The sequence below is a fragment of the Pseudorhodoplanes sp. genome, assembly GCF_050250235.1.
Classification (GTDB): Bacteria; Pseudomonadota; Alphaproteobacteria; order Rhizobiales; family Xanthobacteraceae; genus Pseudorhodoplanes.
Genome location: NZ_JBFWPA010000121.1, coordinates 1 through 19,194 on the forward strand (window position 1 = coordinate 1; position 19,194 = coordinate 19,194).

Below are 19,194 nucleotides of genomic sequence, written 5' to 3' on the forward strand. Positions count from 1 at the left end.
TGGTACCTCCTGGTCGATGTGCTGAAGTTCTGGCGATTCCGCGAATTGCCGGGCCTCGTTCCCAGCATCAGGGAATGGATCAGCCCCGATCCGGTTTACGGCGTCTCGCTCTTTACCGCGGAGTATTACAGCCATATCTGGGCGTCGGTTTACCGCGTGATGGTCGCCTTCGTCACGGCAACCGTGCTGGGTATCGCGGTCGGTGTTCTGATGGGCTGGAGCCGCATCTTCTACGGCCTTGCATTTCCTATTCTGGAAATGTTGCGGCCGATACCGATCCTTGCCTGGATTCCGCTGGCGATCCTGCTGTTGCCCGGCCGTGAAGCCCCGATCATAGGGCTGACCTTTCTCGCGGCATTCTTCGTGACCATCCTGAACACGCTGCTCGGGGTCAAGGCGATCGACGAGGTGTATTTCCGCGCCGCTCGCTCGCTCGGGTTCAGCGAAATGGCGATTCTGTTCCACGTCATCATACCCGGCGCCATGCCTTACATTTTCGTCGGGCTGCAGATCGCAATGGGCGCCTGCTGGTTCTCGCTCGTCGCCTCCGAGATTGTCTCCGGACAGGCCGGTCTCGGCTACAAGGTCTGGGAGACCTACTACTACGTTCAGTTCGAGACGATGGTGATCGTCATGGCGACGCTCGGCCTGCTGGGTTACGTTTCGAGCGCGTTGGTGCGGATCATTGGCAACCGCCTGATGCGATGGCGCGCGCGTATTCTGGCAGGGGTCTAGCATGGCTGCTTTGTCTGGAGGTGGATCGCTGTCCATCCGGCATGCCGGCAAGATCTACGATCCGGAAGGTTCAAACATCGTCGCGCTCCAGGACGTGTCACTGGAGACCGCGGCGGGTGAATTCTGCGTGGTGGTCGGGCCCTCCGGCTGCGGAAAGACGACCCTGCTCAACTCGATCGCGGGGTTCGACCAGCTCACCTCGGGCGAGATTCGCATCGACAACGAGATGATCAGCAGCCCGGGCAAGCAGCTCCAGCCGGGCGCCGATCGCATGGTCGTGTTTCAACACGGCGCGCTGTTTCCGTGGAAAACGGTGCTTTGGAACGTCTCATGCGGGCCGATTCGGCAGGGCCGACTTCAGCGGCACGAAGCCGAGGCGCAATCGCGGGAGCTTCTCGCGCGCGTCGGCCTGAATGGGATTGAAAACCAGTTTCCCGGCAGCCTGTCGGGCGGCATGAAACGGCGCGTCGAGATCGTCCGCGCGCTCATAAACAATCCCAAGATATTGCTGCTTGACGAGCCGTTTCGCGCGCTCGATGCGTTGACGAAGAGCGTCGTGCAGGAATTCCTGCTCGAGCTTTACGACCTGGCGCCCAAGACCGTTTTCTTCATCACGCATGATGTCGAAGAGGCCGTGTTTCTTGCCGACAAGATCGTTGTCATGACGACGCGGCCCGGCCGTGTTCTCAAGACTGTGGTCGTCGATCTTCCGCGTCCGCGCGATTATCATATTCTGACGTCGCCCCGCTTCCTTGAAATCGAACGTGAGGTCAGGGCGTCGATCGAAGCGGAGGCGCGAAAAGCGTTCGAAGCCGGCGAACGGGAGCTTGCGTGATGAAAATCTCCTCCACCGCCGCGCGAGAGACGATGACCCACTTTCCGGTAGGGCGCCGCAGAAGATTCCGCTGGCTGTCGAAGATTCTCAATCTCAATTTCCTGCTGGGTTGCATCTCGATCGGCTCTTTCGCGTTGATCTGGGAGTTCGCGCGACCGCTTGGCATTCCGCTGATCGGCAACCTTCCCCCGATCAGCGAGGTGATCACGGCATCCAAGCAGCTTCTGGTTTCCAACCTCTATTGGGAGGGTTGGCTGCTGAGCGTTCGCCGCATCACCCTGGGATTTCTGATCGCGCAAGTCGTCGGCGTGCCGCTGGGCCTGATGATGGCGATGCATCGCGCATCATTCGATACCTTGTTCCCGGTCGTCGAAATTCTTCGGCCCATACCGCCCGTTGCATGGATACCGGTTTCCATCATCTTCTGGCCGACGCGCGAGCTGAGCGTGCTGTTCATCGTGTTTCTCGGCGCCTTCTGGATCGTGCTCCTTAACACCATCGGTGGCGCTTCCAATATCGACCAGAACTACAAGAGGGCGGCTCTCTCTCTCGGATCAAGCCGCCGCGACTTGTTCCGGAGAATCATCCTGCCCGCCACCATTCCCTCCATTATCACGGGCATGGCGGTCGGAATTGGCATCGCGTGGGAGATGGTCGTCGCCGCCGAGATGGTCGCGGGCCGCACCGGCCTCGGCTATCTGCTGTGGCAGTCATTCGAGATCAACGCCATTGCGCAATGCATTGTGTGCATGATCTCAATCGGGATTGCCGGCTATATTTCGTCCGAGATCATTCGCCTGTTCGGGCGTTACGTGGCGCCGTGGCAGGCGCGTCAATAGGCGGATCGGCCGGAAGAAAGTCGATCGGATGGGGAGTTTGATGTCGGCTGCGGATTGGCACGCGGAACGGGAAGTCCTTCTTGAAGGTGTCTCGAAAGCCTACGGCGACGAATATGCCGCGCGGCTGGTGATCGATGACTGCTCGTTCCGGGTCGAGGAGGGAAAGTTCACGGTTCTGATCGGGCCATCCGGCTGCGGCAAAAGCACGCTTATCAACCTGATCGCCGGTTACGAACGGCCCACGGCCGGCCGCATCACCTGCGACGGGAAGGAGATTGTCGGCCCGACGCGAGACCGGCTCGTCTTGTTTCAGGAAACCGCTTTATTTCCGTGGATGACGATTTTCGAGAATGTCATGTACGGACCCACCGTTCAGGGCCGCAAAGCTTCGTCCGTGAAGGACGCGAATGAGCTCCTGGCGAAGGTGGGTCTCTCCGATTTCCGCGACAAGTATCCGATGCAGTTGTCTGGCGGTATGCAACGCCGCGCCGAGCTTGCGCGGACCCTGATCAACAGGCCTCGCGTGCTGCTGATGGATGAGCCCCTGCGCGGCCTTGATGCGATGACCCGCCAGCTCATGCAGGAATACATCCTGAAGCTGTTCGAGGGCAGCGAACAGACCATTCTGTTCGTCACGACCGAGATCGACGAGGCGATCCTGTTCGCGGATCGGCTCATTCTCCTGTCGAGCGCGCCCGCGACGACGCGAGAGACGATTTTGGTCGATATCCCGCGGCCGCGCGACTTTTCAGTTTTCCAGACCAAGCGCTATGCGGAACTGAAAGCCCATGTTTTGTCCGTTCTCTATAACGAGGCACTCCAGGCCTTCGCATCCGGCAGCCGGGCGGCAGCCGACATGGTCCAGGCCTTCGAGGCACGCCGCAAGGCGGGGGCGACATGAGCGGGTTGCGAGCCGTCCTTGCTGCATGCGCGCTCGGCGGCTGGTGCGTCGTTTCGCATTCCGCAGCCGAGGTTGCGACACGCGAACCGGAACGCCCGATCATCGCGCAATTGCTGAGCGATCCCGCCTCCTATGCGGGGCGCCAAGTAATCGTTTACGGGCTTGTGATCGAAAGCATTTCGGACGCCGTCTTCCTTCTTCAGGACGTTTCGCAGCGTCCTCTCAAGGTCGTCGCGGCGCCGGGCAGGAAGATTGCCGTCGGCGATCAATTGACGGTAACAGGAGAATTCGATGCCCAAGCCGCGCCTCCGGTATTGCATGCGGTCGAACTTGTGCCGACCCGTGTGCTAGGCGGCGGTGGCTGTTGCTGAGGGTTCGATGCCCTGGGATCAGAGATTGTGGTGGCTGATGGTCGCGACCGGGATTCTGGCGGCGGGCGTCAGTGTGATTGCCACGCTGCTCGATCGGCGCGAATCGGCGTGGCCTAGCCGGCACCAACGTTTCCTGCTGCATATCGCCGGTTACTCCCTGATGTCCCTCAGCATTCTTTCCTTCGCTGTCCGGGGCCTGCTGAACCCGTGACCGGCGCCGCCCCGTTATGACGATTTTGCGGGCCCAGCCCGGGCTCCTAACTCGCTCAGCGCAGATTATCGACGGCAAGGCCGTCGCAGCGGAAGTTCGCGCCGAATGTCGGATCCGCGTGCAGAAGCTGAAGCAAAGCGGGATCGCGCCTGCGCTTGCCGTGCTTATGGTCGGCAACGATCCGGCGTCCGCGATCTATGTGCGCAACAAGATCAAGGCATGCGCCGAGGTCGGCATTCACTCGGAGCAATTCGTTTTTGACAAGGACACGTCGTCGGACGTGTTGCTGGAGCGGATCCATTCGCTCAACGCAAATCCGATGATCCACGGCATCCTCGTGCAATTGCCATTGCCGTCCCATATAGCGCTCAAGCCAATATTGCACGCCATCGACCCACAGAAGGACGTCGACGGCTTCCATCTCTACAATGTAGGTGCCCTGGTTTCAGGGAGCGCGGTTTTTCCGCCATGCACGCCGTTCGGCGTTCTACGCCTGCTGGAGCATGCGAAGATCCCTCTCGAGGGTCAGAATGTCGTCGTGGTTGGCGCAAGCAATATCGTCGGCAAGCCGATGGCCCTGATGCTGATGCAGCGGGATGCCACAGTCTGCATCTGTCACGCCAAGACCCGCGACCTTGCACAGTTTACAATTCTAGCCGACATCCTGGTCGTGGCAGCCGGACGACCAAGCTTGATTCTGCCGCAGATGGTCAAAACCGGCGCTGTTGTCATCGATGTCGGCATCAATAGATTGCCGAATGGCAGGCTCGTCGGCGACGTCGATTTTGAGGGTGTGCGCAAGAAGGCATCGTTCGTCACCCCGGTGCCGGGCGGCGTCGGGCCCATGACTGTGACCATGCTGCTGGTCAATACCATCGCCTCGGCCGAACATGCGGCCCATCGCATGCCATGACAAAGCAAGAGCGAGCAGAGGCGATCGCCGAACCGGCAGCCATGCAAAGGCGTCGTCACGCGAATGCGCTCGCGCGCGAGTTCGCCGTGCAGCAATTGCCGATGATCGCGGTAACGCTCGCTCTGGGTTTTCTCGTTGCCTATATGCAATACGGCTATATCCCCGGCGCCGACAGGCCGTTTCCGATCGCGGGTGTGCGCGTCTCGGTGTGGCATCTCATCGTCATGGGGGTCGTCACCGGCTACCTGATGACGCTGGTCGGGCAGGCGGCCGGAATCTTGGCGCTGCCATACAGCACGTCGGTCCTCCAGTTCACCAATCCGCATGTTAGCTCCACCATGCTGGTTCTGACCTTCATCGGTCCGGCCGGCGCGCTGCTCGGCTTCCGCCGCAGCGGCCAGTGGAACATCGATTTTGCGTGGGCCGTCTGTCTGGGCGGTGCGGTCGGCGCGTTTGTCGGGCCGCTTTTCCGTGCAACCGTGCTCGCCAATGCGGACGTCTTTCGCTTGACGCTCGGTATCGCGCTGGGACTCTTCGGGCTGCAATTGTGCTGGAAAGCGGTGCGGGATTACACGCGCACGGGCGCCACGCGCGGTCACGATTTCATGACTCCTGCCGAGGACGGAAAGCCGATGCGGTTTTCCATCAAAACGCTTGAGCGTGGGTTGCTGCGGACGCGCATCCGCTTTGGTTCGCACGAGCGCACGCTGTCCAATCACGCGATGTTCGTCATCGGTGCGGCCGTCGGCGCCTTCTCTGCGGCGCTCGGCGTTGGCGGTGGATTTCTGCTGGTGCCGATTTTCGCCACGGTCTATCGGCTTCCCCTCTATGTCATGGTCGCCGCGACCATTCCCTACACTATTGTACTGTCGCTTATAGGAATATTGACGTTCACGGTGATCTTGCCCGTCTTTGCCATTCCGTCGATCGCTCCCGAATGGTCGTGGGGCTTGTTCGCAGCCGCCGGAGGTCTGCTTGGGTCCTGGGTCGCGTCCAAATCGCAACTTCTCATAGCCGAGCATCTTCTCAACTGGTTGCTCGGTGGCATCACGGTGATTGCGGGCGCGTTGTATGTCCTGAGCTTCGCGTTTGAACTGCCGTTTGCATTGTAACAGTTATAACGCGAGAAGCGCGTAATGTGATCGCTGCAAATTATCAGGCCTCTTTCGCTTGAGTCGTTTCTAAATTTTTTATTTGCACTAGGTGTGCTTTATAAAAAATTTTATCCAGTCGGAAATGGCAAGGCCTGTTTGCAGGCAGGGGAGGACGCATAATGAATTTTCCACCGGCGACCATGTCAGCTGAAATTCCGAGGCCGGTCGGGTCAACGGCAGGATCGTCAAGGTTCATCGCGCCGATTTTGACTATAAGGGGCATCGGCGCAAGGTATCGAAGGTCCGCAATACGGAATCAAGAGCGACAAGACCGATCATATCGCCGCCCCCAGAGCATTTTCGAGCGAAGTGGGTACCGGTTCGCGTCAAGAAAATGCGATCAAACAAAGGAATCTAAAGCACGTTCCGATTCCATGTAAAGCGAACGTGCTTTAGAGGGCGCGCGCTGACGAAAATAGACTGATGGCGGCGCAGTTCACCATCATGGGACACTCAAATCGCAGCCTTGAACCATGATCCAGTGAGGTTGAACCGGATCGTGGCCGGGGCTTCCGGTTTATCGCCGCTCCATCGCGAATGCTATTGCTTGCCGCAGCCGGCAAAGGCTTCCTGCTCCATCCAGGCCTCGTAGGCGTCGGCGGCAGCCTGTCCGGTTGTCAGCGCCGCGCGCCATCCGGCATCCGCCGGGCGCACGCGCAGCAGCCAGCCGGCTTCGTAGCAATCCTCGTTGGCGATGGTCGGACGCGCGATCAGCGTCTCGTTGACCGCCACGATGCTGCCGTCGAAGGCCGCGCGAACGGCCCCGACCCATTTCGCGCTTTCGATGGTGGCAAAGGAGCGGCCCCTCTCGAAGCTCGAGCCGACGCGGCGCGGCGTGAATACGAGCACCTCGCGCGCCAGCGCCACGGCGACCGGCGTCATGCCGGCGCGCACGATGCCGTCCGCCTCCGGCGCATACCAGGTGTGGCTTGGCACGTCGTAAAGCAGACGGTCGGGAAAGTTGCAGCCGCGGACCTGCGCCACGTCACGCCTCAATAGGTGAGCACACGGTATTCGCCGTTCATGATACCCTGAATCATGGTGGCGGCTCCCATCATGCCCTGGCATTCGGGAATAAGGTCGGAATTCTTCACATCGAACAGATCCAGATTCGCCGGGCAGGCCCAGAACCGCGCGCCGTGCTCGTGCGCTTCCTTGATCCAGTCATAGACCGTCATCGGATGGCCGGTCTTGGCGTGCAGCGCCGCAGCGACGCCCTTGATCATGAGCTTTCCGGCGGTCGCGGTGCAGACGACATCCACCTCGTAGTCCATCGCGGCTGCGACCGCCGCATGGTAGAAGGGCGCCGCGAGCTCCTCGACATTGCGCGGATCGGTGTTGAGCAGCACGATCAGAAGCCTGCGTATGGCACCGCCGGAATGCTCGGGAGGTTCGCTCACGTCTGCGCCTTCGCGATGGCGGCGGCGACCGAGACGCGCGAAGCGCCGCGCAGTTCGACGGGATGGCTGACGAGGAATTCCGTCGCCTTCTGCGCGGCCGATGCCACGGGCAGCCCGCGCAAAGCCGCCTCCAGATCGCGCATGGTGCGCGACGGCGTCGCTGAAAACGGGCCCGTCAGCCAGATCTGGTCGATGCGCCGGTCCGATCCCGCATGCAGCGTGATCAGCGCCTCGATGTTGCCGTCCCGGCCGACGGCCATCGGCGCCGCCGCATCCAGGGGGCGGTCGTCGAATACGAACGCATCCGTGCCGATCTCGTCGCGATGCCATCGGTCCGCGAGCCGCTGCTCCTCGGCGGAAAACGCTTCGTCGGACATTTCGCAATTGAGGCTCTGGGCGAGGCTGCAGGCGATGGCCGCTTCCAGCTCGCCTTCGCGCGGCCTGTGGCCGAGGAATTCCCCGATCGTGGCGACGCGGTCCTGCAGGCTCCGACGCGCCTCGCGCAGGTCCTTTGCCGGCAGTCGCAGATAATGCGCCATGTCGCCGAGGTCGGTGTCGACGAGGATGGTGCCCTGGCATACGAGGGTGTCGCCGTTTCGATAGCCGCTCATGCCGCAGACCTTGCGGCCGCCCACCTCGATTTCGCCCTCGGCGCGGTATCGCGCCGCCAATCCGAGCCGCGCCAAACCGGATGCGACCGCCTTGCCGATGGCATCGTTGGCATCCGCCGCGCCCATACGCCAGGCCTTGCGGTCGATCACGATATCCCAGGCGAGCGCGCCCGGCGCCATGTAGACCGCGCCGCCCCCGGTCACCCGGCGCGCAAGCTCGATACCGTTCTGCGCGCACCGGCCGACATGCACCGCGCGGCCGAGCGACTGATGCCGTCCGATCAGGACCGATTCGCGGTAACGGTGGAAACGCAGCGTATCGGCGATCCGTCCGGCCCCGTGCAGCTCGGTCAGGGCCGCCGTGGCGGCCACGTTCCAGCGCGCCGCACGCTCGCCGGTATGCATCACGCGCAATACCCTGTTCATTGCGGTTGCGCCTCCTCGATCTTCATGCGGCGCCCCCAATTGTCGAAGAAATGACCGTCGTTGATGGTCATGCGGTCGGCCATGATTTCGCGCTCGATGACGCGCAGGGCGGCGCGCGCATCCTCGTCGCTGAGCGGCCCCGCGCCGCCGGCGCTGCGCGCGTGGAACACCGCGCCGTCCCAGCCGACGCCCGCGCCTGCGAACATGGCGCTGACGCGCGTCCAGTCGATATCGTCCCCGACGATATGAAAAAAGGTCGAGCGCAGCGGCGTCACGCTGAGATCGCGGATCGCGACCAGCACGACCAGGGCGGTGAATCCTTCCGTCCGGGCAAACTCGTCGCTCACCCATTCGTCGAAATGGCTGCTGGCGGGGGTGGGCGCGCTAGATTTCGACAAGCGGAAGCTCCAGGGGTTCGCCGTCCATGAGGCTCATGAACGAGCCTTTGCGGTTTTCGCCGAACCATCGTTCGAAGGCTGCGAGCGCCTGTTCGAGCGTCGGCTCGTCCTTGCCGGCCGGATTGCCCTCCTGCATGCGCCACAGGAGGTCGAGAACGGGCTGGAAGCGCGCGGTGACTTCGCGCTGCGCTTCGCTCGCTCCCGTCCAGTCCAGTTCGTTGAGCAAGGCCGTGCGCCCGCGGGCCGATGCCTGTTCCTCATTCTCGGCCCCGGCCATTGCCGCAACGACGGATCGCACCAGGTTGAGCCGGCGAAATGCGTAGATGCGATCGTGCTCCAGCGCGCGGATTTTCTCGACCGCCTCCCGGCGAAATGCGTCTTCGGCGGTGCTCGCCTGCCGCGCGGTCTGGTCGAGCCGGTTCAGGAGTTCGGTCAGTGCTGGTGTCGTCATCGTGCCCGTGTCCGCAGTGTTGGCGGAAGAGAGAGGGAGTCGAACCCACCAAGAACCGTCTCGCGGTCCCTCCCGGATTTGAAGTCCGGACGCCCCACCGGGGACGCTTCTCTTCCAGAACTGGATGTCTCGTTCGACTGCGCCGCATCCGAGCGGGAACGAAACAGGTCGATACGATGTCTGTTGATGCGCCGCAGGTCGCCGCGGCGGATGGTGACGCCGTGGCGGTCGAAGAATTCGAGAATCTGGATCGCCACCTTGCGGCCGTTGTCGAGCCCGTCGCGCAGTTGCGCGGCGGTGAGCTCGCCCTTGTCCGACCGCGCGGCGATGTCGACGGCGATGCGCACCATCTCGGCGACCGTATCGCGCAGGAAGAAATGATCGTGCGCGACCTCGTCGACCAGGCCCATGCGGCCCAGCAGCTTGAGCAGGCGGCGGATGTCGCTTTCGGGAAGGCCGAGCGTGTCGATCATGTCGCGCACGCGCGGCGGTCGAAAGCGCGCGGCACCGGCGAGCTGCGGATGCATCTTGCTCCAGGTCTTCTCGTCCGCTTCGGTGAGCCGCACTTCGTGGCCGGCCAGCCGCACCCAGGCGCCGTCCAGGCCGACTTCGCCGCTCCGTACAAGCCCTTGTAAAAACGACAGAAATGCCGGCGCCGGGAGCCGCGTCTGCAACTGCAGGCGAAGCCGCTCCAGACCCATGCCGGGCAAATCCGGATTGGCGGCATGGAACGCCGCCAGAGCCGCGAGCAGTTCCCGTTTCAGCGTCAGCCAGGTCGCCGGCGAAAGTCCGAGCGTCGCCTGCTGCGAAGCGATGCGCAGAACGTCGAGGCGCCGGACCATCTCGTCGAAGTCGGCGCTTCCCAGCGCGCGGTCCCGCGCATAGGCGGCAAGGTCGACGAAATACGGCGCGCGCCCGAGCAGCGCCGACAATGCCTCCGCAGGATCGGCAATGCCGTGCGCCTGCAACTGCGCCTGACGCTCCGGGGTTCGGCGCTTGCGGGCGGGCGCGCGCAGATCGAGAAATTGCCCGCCGCCGATGGTGCGCTGCGCCGTGGTGTCGCGCACCACGAACCGGTCGCCGGCTACCGCCGCGATCGGACGATCCAGCACGAGCTGGACCAGCGCTTCCGATCCCGGCTGCACCGGCGCGTTGTCGAGCAATACGATGCGGGCGCCGACATCGCTGGCCGCATGATGCAGGTGTACCGGCGTCCACTGCCCGAGCGGCTTGGATTCCGTCGCGAGCTGCCGCAGCGTGCAGTCGATCCGGTCCGTCGGCGCGTGCAAATCGGGATCGAGGACGATGTCCCCGCGATGGATGCTGTCCTTGGAAATGCCGTCGCCGGCGAGATTGAGCGCGCAGCGCTCGCCGGCCTCGCCGCGCTCCCGCGGCGTGTTCTGCGCATGGATGGAGCGGACCCGCGCCGCGCGGCCGCCGGGACTGACGACGACCCGGTCGCCGACGGCGACCGAGCCGGACAGGATCGTGCCGGTGACCACGGTGCCGGTTCCCTGCAGCGTGAAGGAGCGGTCGACGGCCAGGCGGAAGCGTCCCGCGGCCGGGCGCCGGGCAAGTTGCTGCGCGAGATCCAGCAGATGCGCGCGCAATGCCTCCACGCCCTCGCCGGTGACGCTGGAAACCGGAAAGATGCGCGCCTGCGCAAGACCGGTCCTGCCGAGCGTGGCGGCGATCTGCGCTTCGACGGCCTGCCGGCGCTCGGGTGTGGCGATATCGCTTTTCGTCAGCGCAACGATACCGTGCTTGATCCCGAGCAGATCGACGATCGACAGATGCTCCCGCGTCTGCGGCATCACGCCGTCATCGGCGGCAACGACGATCAGCGCGAGATCGATGCCGGTGGCGCCGGCAAGCATGTTGTGCACGAAGGCCTCGTGCCCGGGCACGTCGATGAAGCCCAGGATCGAGCCGTCCGGCGTCGGCAGGAACGCGAAACCGAGATCGATGGAGATTCCGCGCTTCTTCTCTTCCTGCAGCCGGTCGGTGTCCACGCCGGTCAGCGCGCGCACCAGCGAGGTCTTGCCGTGGTCGATATGGCCCGCCGTGCCGACGATCATGCCGCCGGCTCCGGCTTGTGTGGCAGGCGCTGCTCGATCTCGGCGGCCTGATCTTCGGAGACCGCTTGCCGCGCCGCTTCGATGAAGCGGTCGGCCAGCGCGCTGCCGCGCCGCTGGGCGGACAAGAGCAGCGTCAGCGCGCGCGCCGGATCGCGCGGCACGCCGGCGCCGAGATGATGCGCGGCCCCGAGCATGGCTTCGCCGTCGGCATCGCCGTGCTCGGCCGCCTTCGTCCACCACCGTGCCGCCTGCACCGGATCGCGTTCGACCCCGAGCGCATTGTGGAAAATCATGCCCAGCCGCGTCATCGAGGCCGCGACTTCATACCCGGCGGCCTTCTCCGCCCAGAGCCGCGCTTCGGCCGGGTCCGGCGGCATCACCTCGCCTTCCAGCAGCATCCAGCTCAGCATGTCCTGAGCGGGGCCGTCGCCGGCTTCCGCCGCGCGGCGATAGAGCGCGGCGGCGCGGGCATAGTCCTGCTCTACGCCTTCGCCCTTGAAATAGAGAGCCGCCAGGTTGCGCTGGCCGGTCGGGTCGCCACCGGCGGCGGACAAGGTGAGCCACTGGAACGCCAGGGCAGGGTCGCGTTCGACGCCGAGGCCCTCGCTGAAACAGGCGCCGATATTGTTCTGTGCGCGCGCGATGCCGGCATGCGCCAGCGGCGCCCACAATTCCAGCGCGCGGGCATGATCGCCGGCTTTTGAAGCCTGGAAGGCGGCGGTCATGGCGGTTGCGACATCCGCCTCCGGCGCCTGCGGGCTTTTGCTGCGAGCAAACCAGCGCATCAGGATTCCACCGCGAGCGACGACAGGTTGCGGACGAAACCCGCCTCGTCTTCCAGGCATCGCAGGTCGAGGATCAGCGCCTGCTCCGCGATGTGGCCGACGACCGGGATCGGCAGGCTGCGCAGCGCCCTGGAAAGCGCCTGCAGATGCGCGCCGGAATGGCGGGCGGAACGCAGCGCGAGGCCGGCGCTCGCGACGCCTTCCAAGGGCAGGGCGCCGGACCCGATCTGGCTCGTGCATTCGGCAATATCCGCCGTGAAGCCGGGCCCGAGCGCGCGCTTCACTTCCGGCAGCATCCGCTCGGCAGCCGCCTGTATCTCGGCCTTGGGGCGCGCCAGCAGGCGCAAGGTCGGCAGCCGCTGCAGCAGGCTGTCGGGATCGCGATAGAGCTTCAGCGTCGCTTCCAGCGCGGCCAGGCGGATCTTGTCGACGCGCAAGGCGCGTTTCATCGGGTTGCGGTTGATCGCGGCGATCAGGTCGCTGCGGCCGACAATGAATCCGGCCTGCGGACCGCCCAGCAGCTTGTCCCCGGAGAAGGTGACGAGGTCCGCGCCCTCGCGGATCGCTTCGGAGACGGTCGGCTCCTTCTTCAGTCCGCAGCGCGCAAGGTCGATCAGCGTGCCGGAACCGAGATCGTTGACCAGCGGGATCGCCCTTTCCCCGGCGATCGCCGCGAGCGCGCGCGCGGGAACCTCCGCGGTGAACCCTTCGACGCGATAATTCGACGTGTGCACTTTCAGGATCAGTCCGGTCTGCGAACCGAGCGCCTGGAGATAGTCCTTTTTGTGCGTGCGGTTGGTGGTGCCCACTTCCACCAGCCGGGCGCCGGCCCGCGCCATGATTTCCGGCATGCGGAAGGCGCCGCCGATCTCGATCAGTTCGCCGCGCGACACCACGGCGTCGCGATCCTTGGCGAAGGTGTTGAGAACGATCAGAACGGCGGCGGCATTGTTGTTGACGACGGTCGCGTCCTGCGCGCCGGTAACCTCGCACAGGAGGCCGCGCAGATGGTCGTCGCGTTCGCCGCGCTTGCCGCCGTCGACGTCGAATTCGAGCGCGACGGCGTTGCGCATGGCCTGGGTTGCGGCATCGATCGCGGCATCGGCGAGGAGCGCGCGGCCGAGATTGGTATGCAGCACCGTGCCGGAAAGGTTGAACACGCGCCGCAAGCTGGGCCGGTCGCCGGCCGCGAGCGCCTCAATCGCCCTCTGCGCCGCCGCCTCGGTGCCGACGGCCGATCCGGCCGCCCGCGCCCGTGCCAGCACCGCGCGAACGGCGTCGGTCGCGGCCGTGCGACCGTAACGCGCGATGGCGGGCCCGATCGCCGTCGCGGCGAGTACCGAGTCCACGGACGGAAGCCGGCGCCGGTCGTTCTTGGCGTCCATCGCGCCCTCAATAGCCGAGCAGGAAGGGATTGACGGCGCCGCGGTTGAAGCCGAGTTCGCGCACCAGAATGTCCAGGCCGAGCGAGGCGACATCGTCGGCGACGGGATCGATGTCCGGATTATGGCGCTGCTGCATCACCTTCACATAGGTGTGGCAGGCGCTGCAGGTCTCGGCCTTCACGTGGCCGTCACCGCCTTCGATCTCCTGATAGTCGATGCCGTTATTGGACCCGCAGACCGCGCATTTGACCCGCAGATAATTCCACAGCGTCGCGCAGAGCGAGCAGGAGCAGAATCGCGTGCCTTCCGCATTCGGCCAGCCGACGATCAGCGAAGCGGTGGGCGGCGAACCGCAGGCCGGACAGGCACCGTCTCCGACCGGCACCAGGCCCTCAGCCTCGAGCCGCGACGCCAGGCGCGCGAAATGCACCTGCAAGGCGGCGGCGGCAAAAACATGCTCGGCCATCGACTCGACCGGAATGGCGTCGGCCAGCACGGCCTGCAACAGGGTCTGGCGCATGCCGGCATCCGCGCCGGCGGCACGCTCGAGCGCCGCGCGCGCGACGGCCGGCATCTCGATCGTCTGGCAGGCGGCCAGAAGGCGGCCGAAGGTCTCGTCGAGCGCGGCATCCGCGGTCATGCGGTTGCGCCCGAGCGGCGGCATTTTGTGCTTGCGGCCCTGCTCGACGATGTCGGGGCCCGGCATGTCGGGTTCGGGCAGGCCGTCCTGGATGCGGTATTGCAGCTCGGAGAGGTCCGCCAGGAAGCGCAGATAGGCTTCGAGCTGGTGCCCGGACGCGAGCGCGCGCAGGCGCAGCGCACGGTCGACGAATATCCGCAGGGGGTCCGGTAGCCTGACGAATGGCGGCTTTACCGCATTTCCGATGACGGAAGGGTCTGGTTCCAGCGCGCCGTTACTCATTCACATCCTCACGAACCCCACGGGCCACGTGGTCTTGCGGTGCAGCGGCGCCGGCTTTGCGGGCCGGCGCCGCTGCCCGGCCATTTATGGCTTGCCGGTCACCAGCTCCTTGAGCCAGCGGCGATGATGCCGCCAGGCCCAGCCGCCGGTGACCTGACCGCGCGTCATGGCACTGATCGTCCCGCGCACCCAGATCGCGGCATAGACGTGCACGATCCAGACGCAGATCACGACAATGGCCGCGATGGCATGCACCAGCATGGCCACGCGCTGCTGATCCACCGTCGTGTATTGCGAGAAGTATTGCTGCCAGATCACGAGGCCGCTGGTGATCAGGACGATGATGAGGATCGACATCGACCAGAAGACCATCTTCTGCCCGGCATTGTACTTCCCGACTTCCGGGAGATTCTCGTCGTGCCCGCCGAGCACGTCACGCAACCGGCTGAGCCAGACATTGTCCGTCCGGTTCCAGAGATTGAGCCTCCAGAAGCGGAAGAACAGCCCCATGAAGCTGAAGAACAGCACCACCCCGATCCAGGGATGGAGCATGCGGGTCATTTCGCCGCCACCGAACAGCTTGGTCAGGAAGAACAAGCTGGGGTGGAACAGCGCCAGTCCGGATATGGCGAGGAGCACAAGGCTCGCCGCCGTGATCCAGTGGTTGATACGCGCTGCCGTGGTGTAGCGGTCCACCTTGACGGGATTGCCAGGATGGACCCCGTCACCGGGAGCGACTTCGGTTTGGCTGTTCATCCCGATCGACCTCCTCCCGCCAGGCGTTTGGCATTGGCCTCGTCTTCTTCCGACACCCGGTTAGGACCGGAGACGACGTGGTGGAGGAAGCCGATGGCGGCGAACGCACCGATCGCGGCAAGGCCCGCATATTTCGTGAATCCTTTCCACACCTCGACCACCGGACTGATGGTCGGCTGGTTGGGCAGGTTCGCGTAAATCTGCGGCTTGTCGGCGTGTTGCAGCACATACATGACGTGCGTGCCCTGCACACCCGGAGGATCGTAGAGCCCGGCATTCTTGTAGCCGCGCGCCTTGAGGTCCGTGATGCGCTTGTTCGCCCACTGCTTCATCTCGCCCTTGGTGCCAAAGACGATGGCCTGGGTCGGGCAAGCCTTCTGGCAAGCCGGTCCCTGGCCGACCGCGACGCGGTCCGAGCACAGCGTGCACTTGTAGGCCTTGTGATCGACCTTGGAGATGCGCGGGATGTTGAACGGGCATCCCTTCACGCAATAACCGCAGCCGATGCAGTTCGCCTTCACGAAATCGACGATACCGTTCGAGTATTGCACGATCGCGCCAGGCGCCGGGCAGGCCTTGAGGCAGCCGGGATCCTCGCAATGCATGCAGCCGTCCTTGCGGATCAGCCACTCCAGATTGCCGGATTCCGGATTGTCGTACTCGGTGTAACGCATCAGCGTCCAGGTGTTCGGCGTCAGATCAAGCGGATTTTCCATCACGCCCGTGTTGAAGCCGATTTCCTCGACGAGATTGTTCCACTCAAGGCACGCCACCTGGCATGCCTTGCAACCGATGCATTTCGACACGTCGATCAGCTTGGCGACTTCGGTCTGCCGCTTTGCGGGCGGCGTCACGGTCGAAGCCGAACGACGGATCAGGTCCGCGTCCCCGAACTTGGCCGGGGTCGCCTGGGTGGTGGGATTCGGGATTGGAGGAAACATGACCGATCTCCCTTATGCCACCGGCCCAGCGAGGGGCTCGATATTGACGAGGAACGCCTTGAACTCCGGCGTCTGCGCATTGGCGTCACCCACCGGCGGCGTCAAGGTGTTGATCGGCGACGCCTTTCTTGCGACGCCGATGAAGCCGAAGTTGAGCGGCAGGCCGACGGAGTGAACCAGCTTGCCGTCGATCGTCAGCGGTTTCAGCCGCTTGGTCACGAAAGCCTTGCCTTTCACTTCGCCGCGGTTCGACCACACCCGCACCATCTGGCCGGGTCTGATCCCCTTCTCCTTCGCGAGCTGCTCTGAGATTTCCACGAAGAACTCCGGCTGCGTCACCGCGTTCATGTGGACGCTCTTGGTCCAGTAGTGGAAATGCTCCACCAGCCGGTAGGTGGTCGCGACGATCGGGAATGTCTTGGCGTCGCCGAAGACCTCCATATCGCCCTTGAACACCCGCGCCACCGGATTGCCGCGAATCTTCGGATACAGCGGATTCGGCACCGGCGCCTCGAACGGCTCGTAGTGAACCGGGAACGGACCTTCCGCCATGAAGCCGCGGGCGAACAGGCGCGACACGCCTTCCGGGTTCATGATGAAGGGGCCGACATTGCGTTCCGGCGCAATGGTGGCCACGAAGTCGGGGACGTCTGCGCCGCCCCAACGGGTGCCGTTCCAGAACACATACTTCTTGGCTTCGCTCCACGGCTTGCCTTGCGGGTCCGCGGAAGCGCGGTTGTAGAGAATCCGCCGGTTGGCCGGCCAGCAGAAACCCCAGCTTCCGTACACATTCATGCCGGAGGGGTCGCTGTTGTCGCGGCGCTGGGCGAGGTTCCCGTTCGGACCGTAGAAGCCCGTGTAGATCCACTGGACTCCGTCGGTCGTCCCGTCGTCGCGCATCTCGCCGAAGCTTGCGAGCTGCTGGCCGGCCGGGCGAGTGACCTTGCCTTCGGCATTGGTCAGATCGACCAGCGCCTTGCCGTTGAGCTCCTTGGCGATCTCATCGGCCGACGGGTCATGCGCGTCCTTGTAGTTCCAGCTGATGGACATGATCGGCTCGGCCGCCTTGCCACCTTCCTTCTCGTACAGGGCGCGGATGCGCAGGAACAACGCCGACAGGATCTCGATGTCCTTCTTGGCTTCGAAATACGGATCGGCGGACTTCCACTTCCATTGGATGTTGCGGCTCGAGTTGGTGAAGCTGCCTTCCTCTTCCGCAAAGGACGTCACCGGGAGCATGAACACTTCGGTCTGGATCTTGGCGGTATCGACATTGTTGTACTCGCCGTGATTTTCCCAGAACCGGACCGTGTCCGTCTCGATGGGGTCCATGCTGACCAGGAATTTCAGCTTCGACAGGGCCGCCCGCGTCTTGTTGGCATAGGCCACCGACATGAGCGGGTTGAAGCCCTGGCAGAGCAGGCCGGTCGTCTTGCCCTGATGCATGGTCTCGAACATGCGCAGCACGTCGTAGGCCACGTCGAGCTTCGGTATCCAGGTGTAGCCGAACTCGTTTTCCTTGGTGGCCTTGTCGCCGTACATGCTCTTCAGGAAGCTGACATAGAACTTCCGGTAGTTCTGCCAGTAGCTGGTCTGATCCGGCTGCAGCGGCTTGAAGGTCCGCTTGCCGAGATGCGATTCCAGCGTCGGCTCGCTGTCCGTCGGCATCGCCAGATAGCCGGGCAATGACGCGGTCAGCGTTCCGATATCCGTGATGCCCTGCACGTTGGAGTGCCCGCGCAGCGCGTTGATGCCGCCGCCGGGTACGCCGATATTGCCGAGCAGCAACTGGATCATCGCGGCGGAGCGGATGTTCTGCGCGCCGTGCGAGTGCTGGGTCCAGCCGAGGGCGTACATGATCGTCATCGAACGATCGCCGGTCGACGTCGAAGCCGCCCATTCCGCCACCTTCAGGAACTTGTCCTTCGGCGTGCCGGAAATGCGCTCGACCGTCTCGGGCGTGTACACCGCGTAGTGCTTCTTCATCAGCTGGTAGACGCAGCGCGGGTTCTGCAGCGTCATGTCGCGGACGGCGAAGCCGTCCGGCCCGATCTCGTATTCCCAGGAACTGCGGTCGTACGAACGCTTCGATTCATCGTAGCCGGTGAACAGGCCGTCGTTGAAGGCAAAGCCTTCCTTCACGATGTAGGCGGCGTTCGTGTAGTTGGTGACATATTCCTTCTGGATCTTGTCGTTGGTGAGCAGGTAGTTGATCACGCCCGACAGGAACGCGATGTCGCTGCCCGGCCGAAGCGGCGCGTAGTGATCCGACACCGCCGCCGACCGCGTGAAGCGCGGATCGACAACCATCAGCTTGGCGCCACGCTCGGCTTTCGCCTCGGTGACCCACTTGAAGCCGCACGGATGCGCCTCGGCGGCGTTACCGCCCATGATCCAGACGACATCGGCGTTCTTGATGTCCGTCCAGTTGTTCGTCATTGCACCGCGACCGAATGTTGGGCCCAAACTGGACACCGTCGGTCCGTGTCAAATCCTTGCTTGGTTTTCGATCTGGAGCATCCCGAGGCCGCGCGCGACCTTCCAGGTGATCCAGCCCGTTTCGTTGGTACAGGAGCTGCCCGACAGGAATGCCATGGTCGGCCAGCGGTTGACGGTCACGCCGTCGCGATTCTTCTCGATGAAATTCGCGTCGCGGTCTTCCTTCATCAGCTTGGCGATGCGGTCGAGCGCGAAGTCCCAGCTCACGCGCTCGAACTTGTCGGCGCCGGCCTTGCGATGCATCGGATACTTAACGCGGGTCCTGGCCTTGATGTAGTCGACCGCGCCGGCGCCTTTCGGGCAGAGCGTGCCGCGATTGACCGGATTGTCGACGTCACCCTCGATATGGGTGACTTCCATCTTGCCTTTCTCTTCCTTGCTTTCCGCAGAGAAGATCATCATGCCGCAGCAGACGGCGCAGTAGGGACACGAGCTGCGGGCTTCTTTTGTATGCACGAGCCTAAATGGCCGGATTGACGCTGCTTGCGCGGCTTCTATTTCGCCGAAGCCGAGCGCGCCTATTGTCGTACCGGCCAGACCCGCGCCGGCGCCCTTTAAGAAATGGCGCCGCGAGAGCTCCATG

At 63.9% G+C, this 19,194-nt stretch carries 19 protein-coding genes, 1 tRNA gene and 2 pseudogenes; 9 read left to right on the plus strand and 13 right to left on the minus strand.

Annotated features, from left to right (window positions below; genetic code table 11):
- From AB7F49_RS31085 to AB7F49_RS31125, 9 genes and pseudogenes are all read left to right on the plus strand, one after another.
- Nucleotides 1-735, plus strand: a 735-nt coding sequence (locus tag AB7F49_RS31085) for an ABC transporter permease (RefSeq protein ID WP_428529660.1), incomplete at its 5' end; no start/stop codon positions are given.
- A 1-nt stretch (nt 736) separates the two neighbouring features.
- Nucleotides 737-1,570 carry an ABC transporter ATP-binding protein gene (locus AB7F49_RS31090; protein ID WP_428529662.1) on the plus strand — a complete coding sequence of 278 codons (834 nt, stop codon included), beginning with the start codon at nt 737-739 and terminating at the stop codon, nt 1,568-1,570.
- Nucleotides 1,570-2,409, plus strand: a complete 840-nt coding sequence (locus AB7F49_RS31095) for an ABC transporter permease (protein ID WP_428529663.1) — start codon at nt 1,570-1,572, stop codon at nt 2,407-2,409. The genes AB7F49_RS31090 and AB7F49_RS31095 overlap by 1 nt, the downstream gene beginning before the upstream one ends.
- 40 nt (nt 2,410-2,449) lie before the next feature.
- Nucleotides 2,450-3,310, plus strand: a complete 861-nt coding sequence (locus AB7F49_RS31100) for an ABC transporter ATP-binding protein (RefSeq protein WP_428529665.1) — start codon at nt 2,450-2,452, stop codon at nt 3,308-3,310.
- Nucleotides 3,307-3,681 (plus strand): hypothetical protein, encoded by a 375-nt coding sequence (locus AB7F49_RS31105; protein WP_428529667.1) that lies wholly within the window; start codon nt 3,307-3,309, stop codon nt 3,679-3,681. Before AB7F49_RS31100 ends, AB7F49_RS31105 begins: the two co-directional genes overlap by 4 nt.
- A gap of 7 nt (nt 3,682-3,688) precedes the next feature.
- On the plus strand, nt 3,689-3,892 hold the full coding sequence (locus AB7F49_RS31110; RefSeq protein WP_428529669.1) for a hypothetical protein: 204 nt from the start codon (nt 3,689-3,691) through the stop codon (nt 3,890-3,892).
- Between the two features lie 16 nt (nt 3,893-3,908).
- Nucleotides 3,909-4,805: a bifunctional methylenetetrahydrofolate dehydrogenase/methenyltetrahydrofolate cyclohydrolase FolD gene (gene folD / locus AB7F49_RS31115; RefSeq protein ID WP_428529671.1), complete on the plus strand. Its 897-nt coding sequence runs from the start codon at nt 3,909-3,911 to the stop codon at nt 4,803-4,805.
- Nucleotides 4,806-4,846: 41 nt separating this feature from the next.
- Complete coding sequence (locus AB7F49_RS31120; RefSeq protein ID WP_428529673.1) at nt 4,847-5,917, plus strand: sulfite exporter TauE/SafE family protein; 1,071 nt, start codon at nt 4,847-4,849, stop codon at nt 5,915-5,917.
- A 124-nt stretch (nt 5,918-6,041) separates the two neighbouring features.
- A pseudogene (locus AB7F49_RS31125) lies at nt 6,042-6,247 on the plus strand (DUF2945 domain-containing protein); the annotation flags it as partial.
- A gap of 252 nt (nt 6,248-6,499) precedes the next feature.
- Here the strand turns inward: AB7F49_RS31125 and AB7F49_RS31130 are convergent.
- From AB7F49_RS31130 to fdnG, 13 genes and pseudogenes are all read right to left on the minus strand, one after another.
- On the minus strand, nt 6,500-6,943 hold the full coding sequence (locus tag AB7F49_RS31130; RefSeq protein WP_428529675.1) for a glycine cleavage system protein H: 444 nt from the start codon (nt 6,941-6,943) through the stop codon (nt 6,500-6,502).
- 8 nt (nt 6,944-6,951) lie between these two features.
- Entirely contained in the window at nt 6,952-7,359 is a 408-nt protein-coding gene (locus AB7F49_RS31135) for a DsrE/DsrF/DrsH-like family protein (protein ID WP_428529677.1), read from the minus strand.
- On the minus strand, nt 7,356-8,375 hold the full coding sequence (locus AB7F49_RS31140; RefSeq protein ID WP_428529679.1) for a lipoate--protein ligase family protein: 1,020 nt from the start codon (nt 8,373-8,375) through the stop codon (nt 7,356-7,358). Before AB7F49_RS31140 ends, AB7F49_RS31135 begins: the two co-directional genes overlap by 4 nt.
- Nucleotides 8,376-8,392: 17 nt before the next feature.
- Entirely contained in the window at nt 8,393-8,794 is a 402-nt protein-coding gene (locus tag AB7F49_RS31145; RefSeq protein WP_428529681.1) for a hypothetical protein, read from the minus strand.
- Nucleotides 8,781-9,245 (minus strand): hypothetical protein, encoded by a 465-nt coding sequence (locus AB7F49_RS31150; protein ID WP_428529683.1) that lies wholly within the window; start codon nt 9,243-9,245, stop codon nt 8,781-8,783. The genes AB7F49_RS31145 and AB7F49_RS31150 overlap by 14 nt, the downstream gene beginning before the upstream one ends.
- 20 nt (nt 9,246-9,265) lie before the next feature.
- A tRNA-Sec gene (locus AB7F49_RS31155) sits at nt 9,266-9,361 on the minus strand.
- Nucleotides 9,362-9,490: 129 nt separating this feature from the next.
- Nucleotides 9,491-11,323, minus strand: a pseudogene (selB, locus tag AB7F49_RS31160) (selenocysteine-specific translation elongation factor); the annotation flags it as partial.
- Entirely contained in the window at nt 11,320-12,108 is a 789-nt protein-coding gene (locus AB7F49_RS31165) for a tetratricopeptide repeat protein (protein ID WP_428529685.1), read from the minus strand. The pseudogene selB and the gene AB7F49_RS31165, both read right to left, overlap by 4 nt.
- On the minus strand, nt 12,108-13,493 hold the full coding sequence (gene selA / locus AB7F49_RS31170) for an L-seryl-tRNA(Sec) selenium transferase (protein WP_428529687.1): 1,386 nt from the start codon (nt 13,491-13,493) through the stop codon (nt 12,108-12,110). Before selA ends, AB7F49_RS31165 begins: the two co-directional genes overlap by 1 nt.
- A gap of 7 nt (nt 13,494-13,500) precedes the next feature.
- Nucleotides 13,501-14,415 (minus strand): formate dehydrogenase accessory protein FdhE, encoded by a 915-nt coding sequence (gene fdhE, locus AB7F49_RS31175; RefSeq protein ID WP_428529688.1) that lies wholly within the window; start codon nt 14,413-14,415, stop codon nt 13,501-13,503.
- Nucleotides 14,416-14,499: 84 nt separating this feature from the next.
- Nucleotides 14,500-15,171, minus strand: coding sequence for a formate dehydrogenase subunit gamma (locus AB7F49_RS31180; RefSeq protein WP_428529690.1), 672 nt, complete (start codon nt 15,169-15,171; stop codon nt 14,500-14,502).
- Nucleotides 15,168-16,112, minus strand: a complete 945-nt coding sequence (gene fdxH, locus AB7F49_RS31185) for a formate dehydrogenase subunit beta (RefSeq protein WP_428529692.1) — start codon at nt 16,110-16,112, stop codon at nt 15,168-15,170. Before fdxH ends, AB7F49_RS31180 begins: the two co-directional genes overlap by 4 nt.
- Nucleotides 16,113-16,124: 12 nt before the next feature.
- On the minus strand, nt 16,125-19,193 hold the full coding sequence (gene fdnG, locus AB7F49_RS31190) for a formate dehydrogenase-N subunit alpha (protein WP_428529694.1): 3,069 nt from the start codon (nt 19,191-19,193) through the stop codon (nt 16,125-16,127).
- Nucleotide 19,194: the final 1 nt, after the last annotated feature.

Bases quoted from the DNA above. Each gene is read 5' to 3' on its own strand.
- AB7F49_RS31090 (WP_428529662.1), top strand. From the start codon at position 737: ATGGCTGCTTTGTCTGGAGGTGGATCGCTGTCCATCCGGCATGCCGGC.
- AB7F49_RS31095 (WP_428529663.1), top strand. From the start codon at position 1,570: ATGAAAATCTCCTCCACCGCCGCGCGAGAGACGATGACCCACTTTCCG.
- AB7F49_RS31100 (WP_428529665.1), top strand. From the start codon at position 2,450: ATGTCGGCTGCGGATTGGCACGCGGAACGGGAAGTCCTTCTTGAAGGT.
- AB7F49_RS31105 (WP_428529667.1), top strand. From the start codon at position 3,307: ATGAGCGGGTTGCGAGCCGTCCTTGCTGCATGCGCGCTCGGCGGCTGG.
- AB7F49_RS31110 (WP_428529669.1), top strand. From the start codon at position 3,689: ATGCCCTGGGATCAGAGATTGTGGTGGCTGATGGTCGCGACCGGGATT.
- folD (WP_428529671.1), top strand. From the start codon at position 3,909: ATGACGATTTTGCGGGCCCAGCCCGGGCTCCTAACTCGCTCAGCGCAG.
- AB7F49_RS31120 (WP_428529673.1), top strand. From the start codon at position 4,847: ATGCAAAGGCGTCGTCACGCGAATGCGCTCGCGCGCGAGTTCGCCGTG.
- AB7F49_RS31140 (WP_428529679.1), bottom strand. From the start codon at position 8,375: ATGCATACCGGCGAGCGTGCGGCGCGCTGGAACGTGGCCGCCACGGCG.
- AB7F49_RS31150 (WP_428529683.1), bottom strand. From the start codon at position 9,245: ATGACGACACCAGCACTGACCGAACTCCTGAACCGGCTCGACCAGACC.
- AB7F49_RS31165 (WP_428529685.1), bottom strand. From the start codon at position 12,108: ATGCGCTGGTTTGCTCGCAGCAAAAGCCCGCAGGCGCCGGAGGCGGAT.
- selA (WP_428529687.1), bottom strand. From the start codon at position 13,493: ATGGACGCCAAGAACGACCGGCGCCGGCTTCCGTCCGTGGACTCGGTA.
- fdhE (WP_428529688.1), bottom strand. From the start codon at position 14,415: ATGAGTAACGGCGCGCTGGAACCAGACCCTTCCGTCATCGGAAATGCG.
- AB7F49_RS31180 (WP_428529690.1), bottom strand. From the start codon at position 15,171: ATGAACAGCCAAACCGAAGTCGCTCCCGGTGACGGGGTCCATCCTGGC.
- fdxH (WP_428529692.1), bottom strand. From the start codon at position 16,112: ATGTTTCCTCCAATCCCGAATCCCACCACCCAGGCGACCCCGGCCAAG.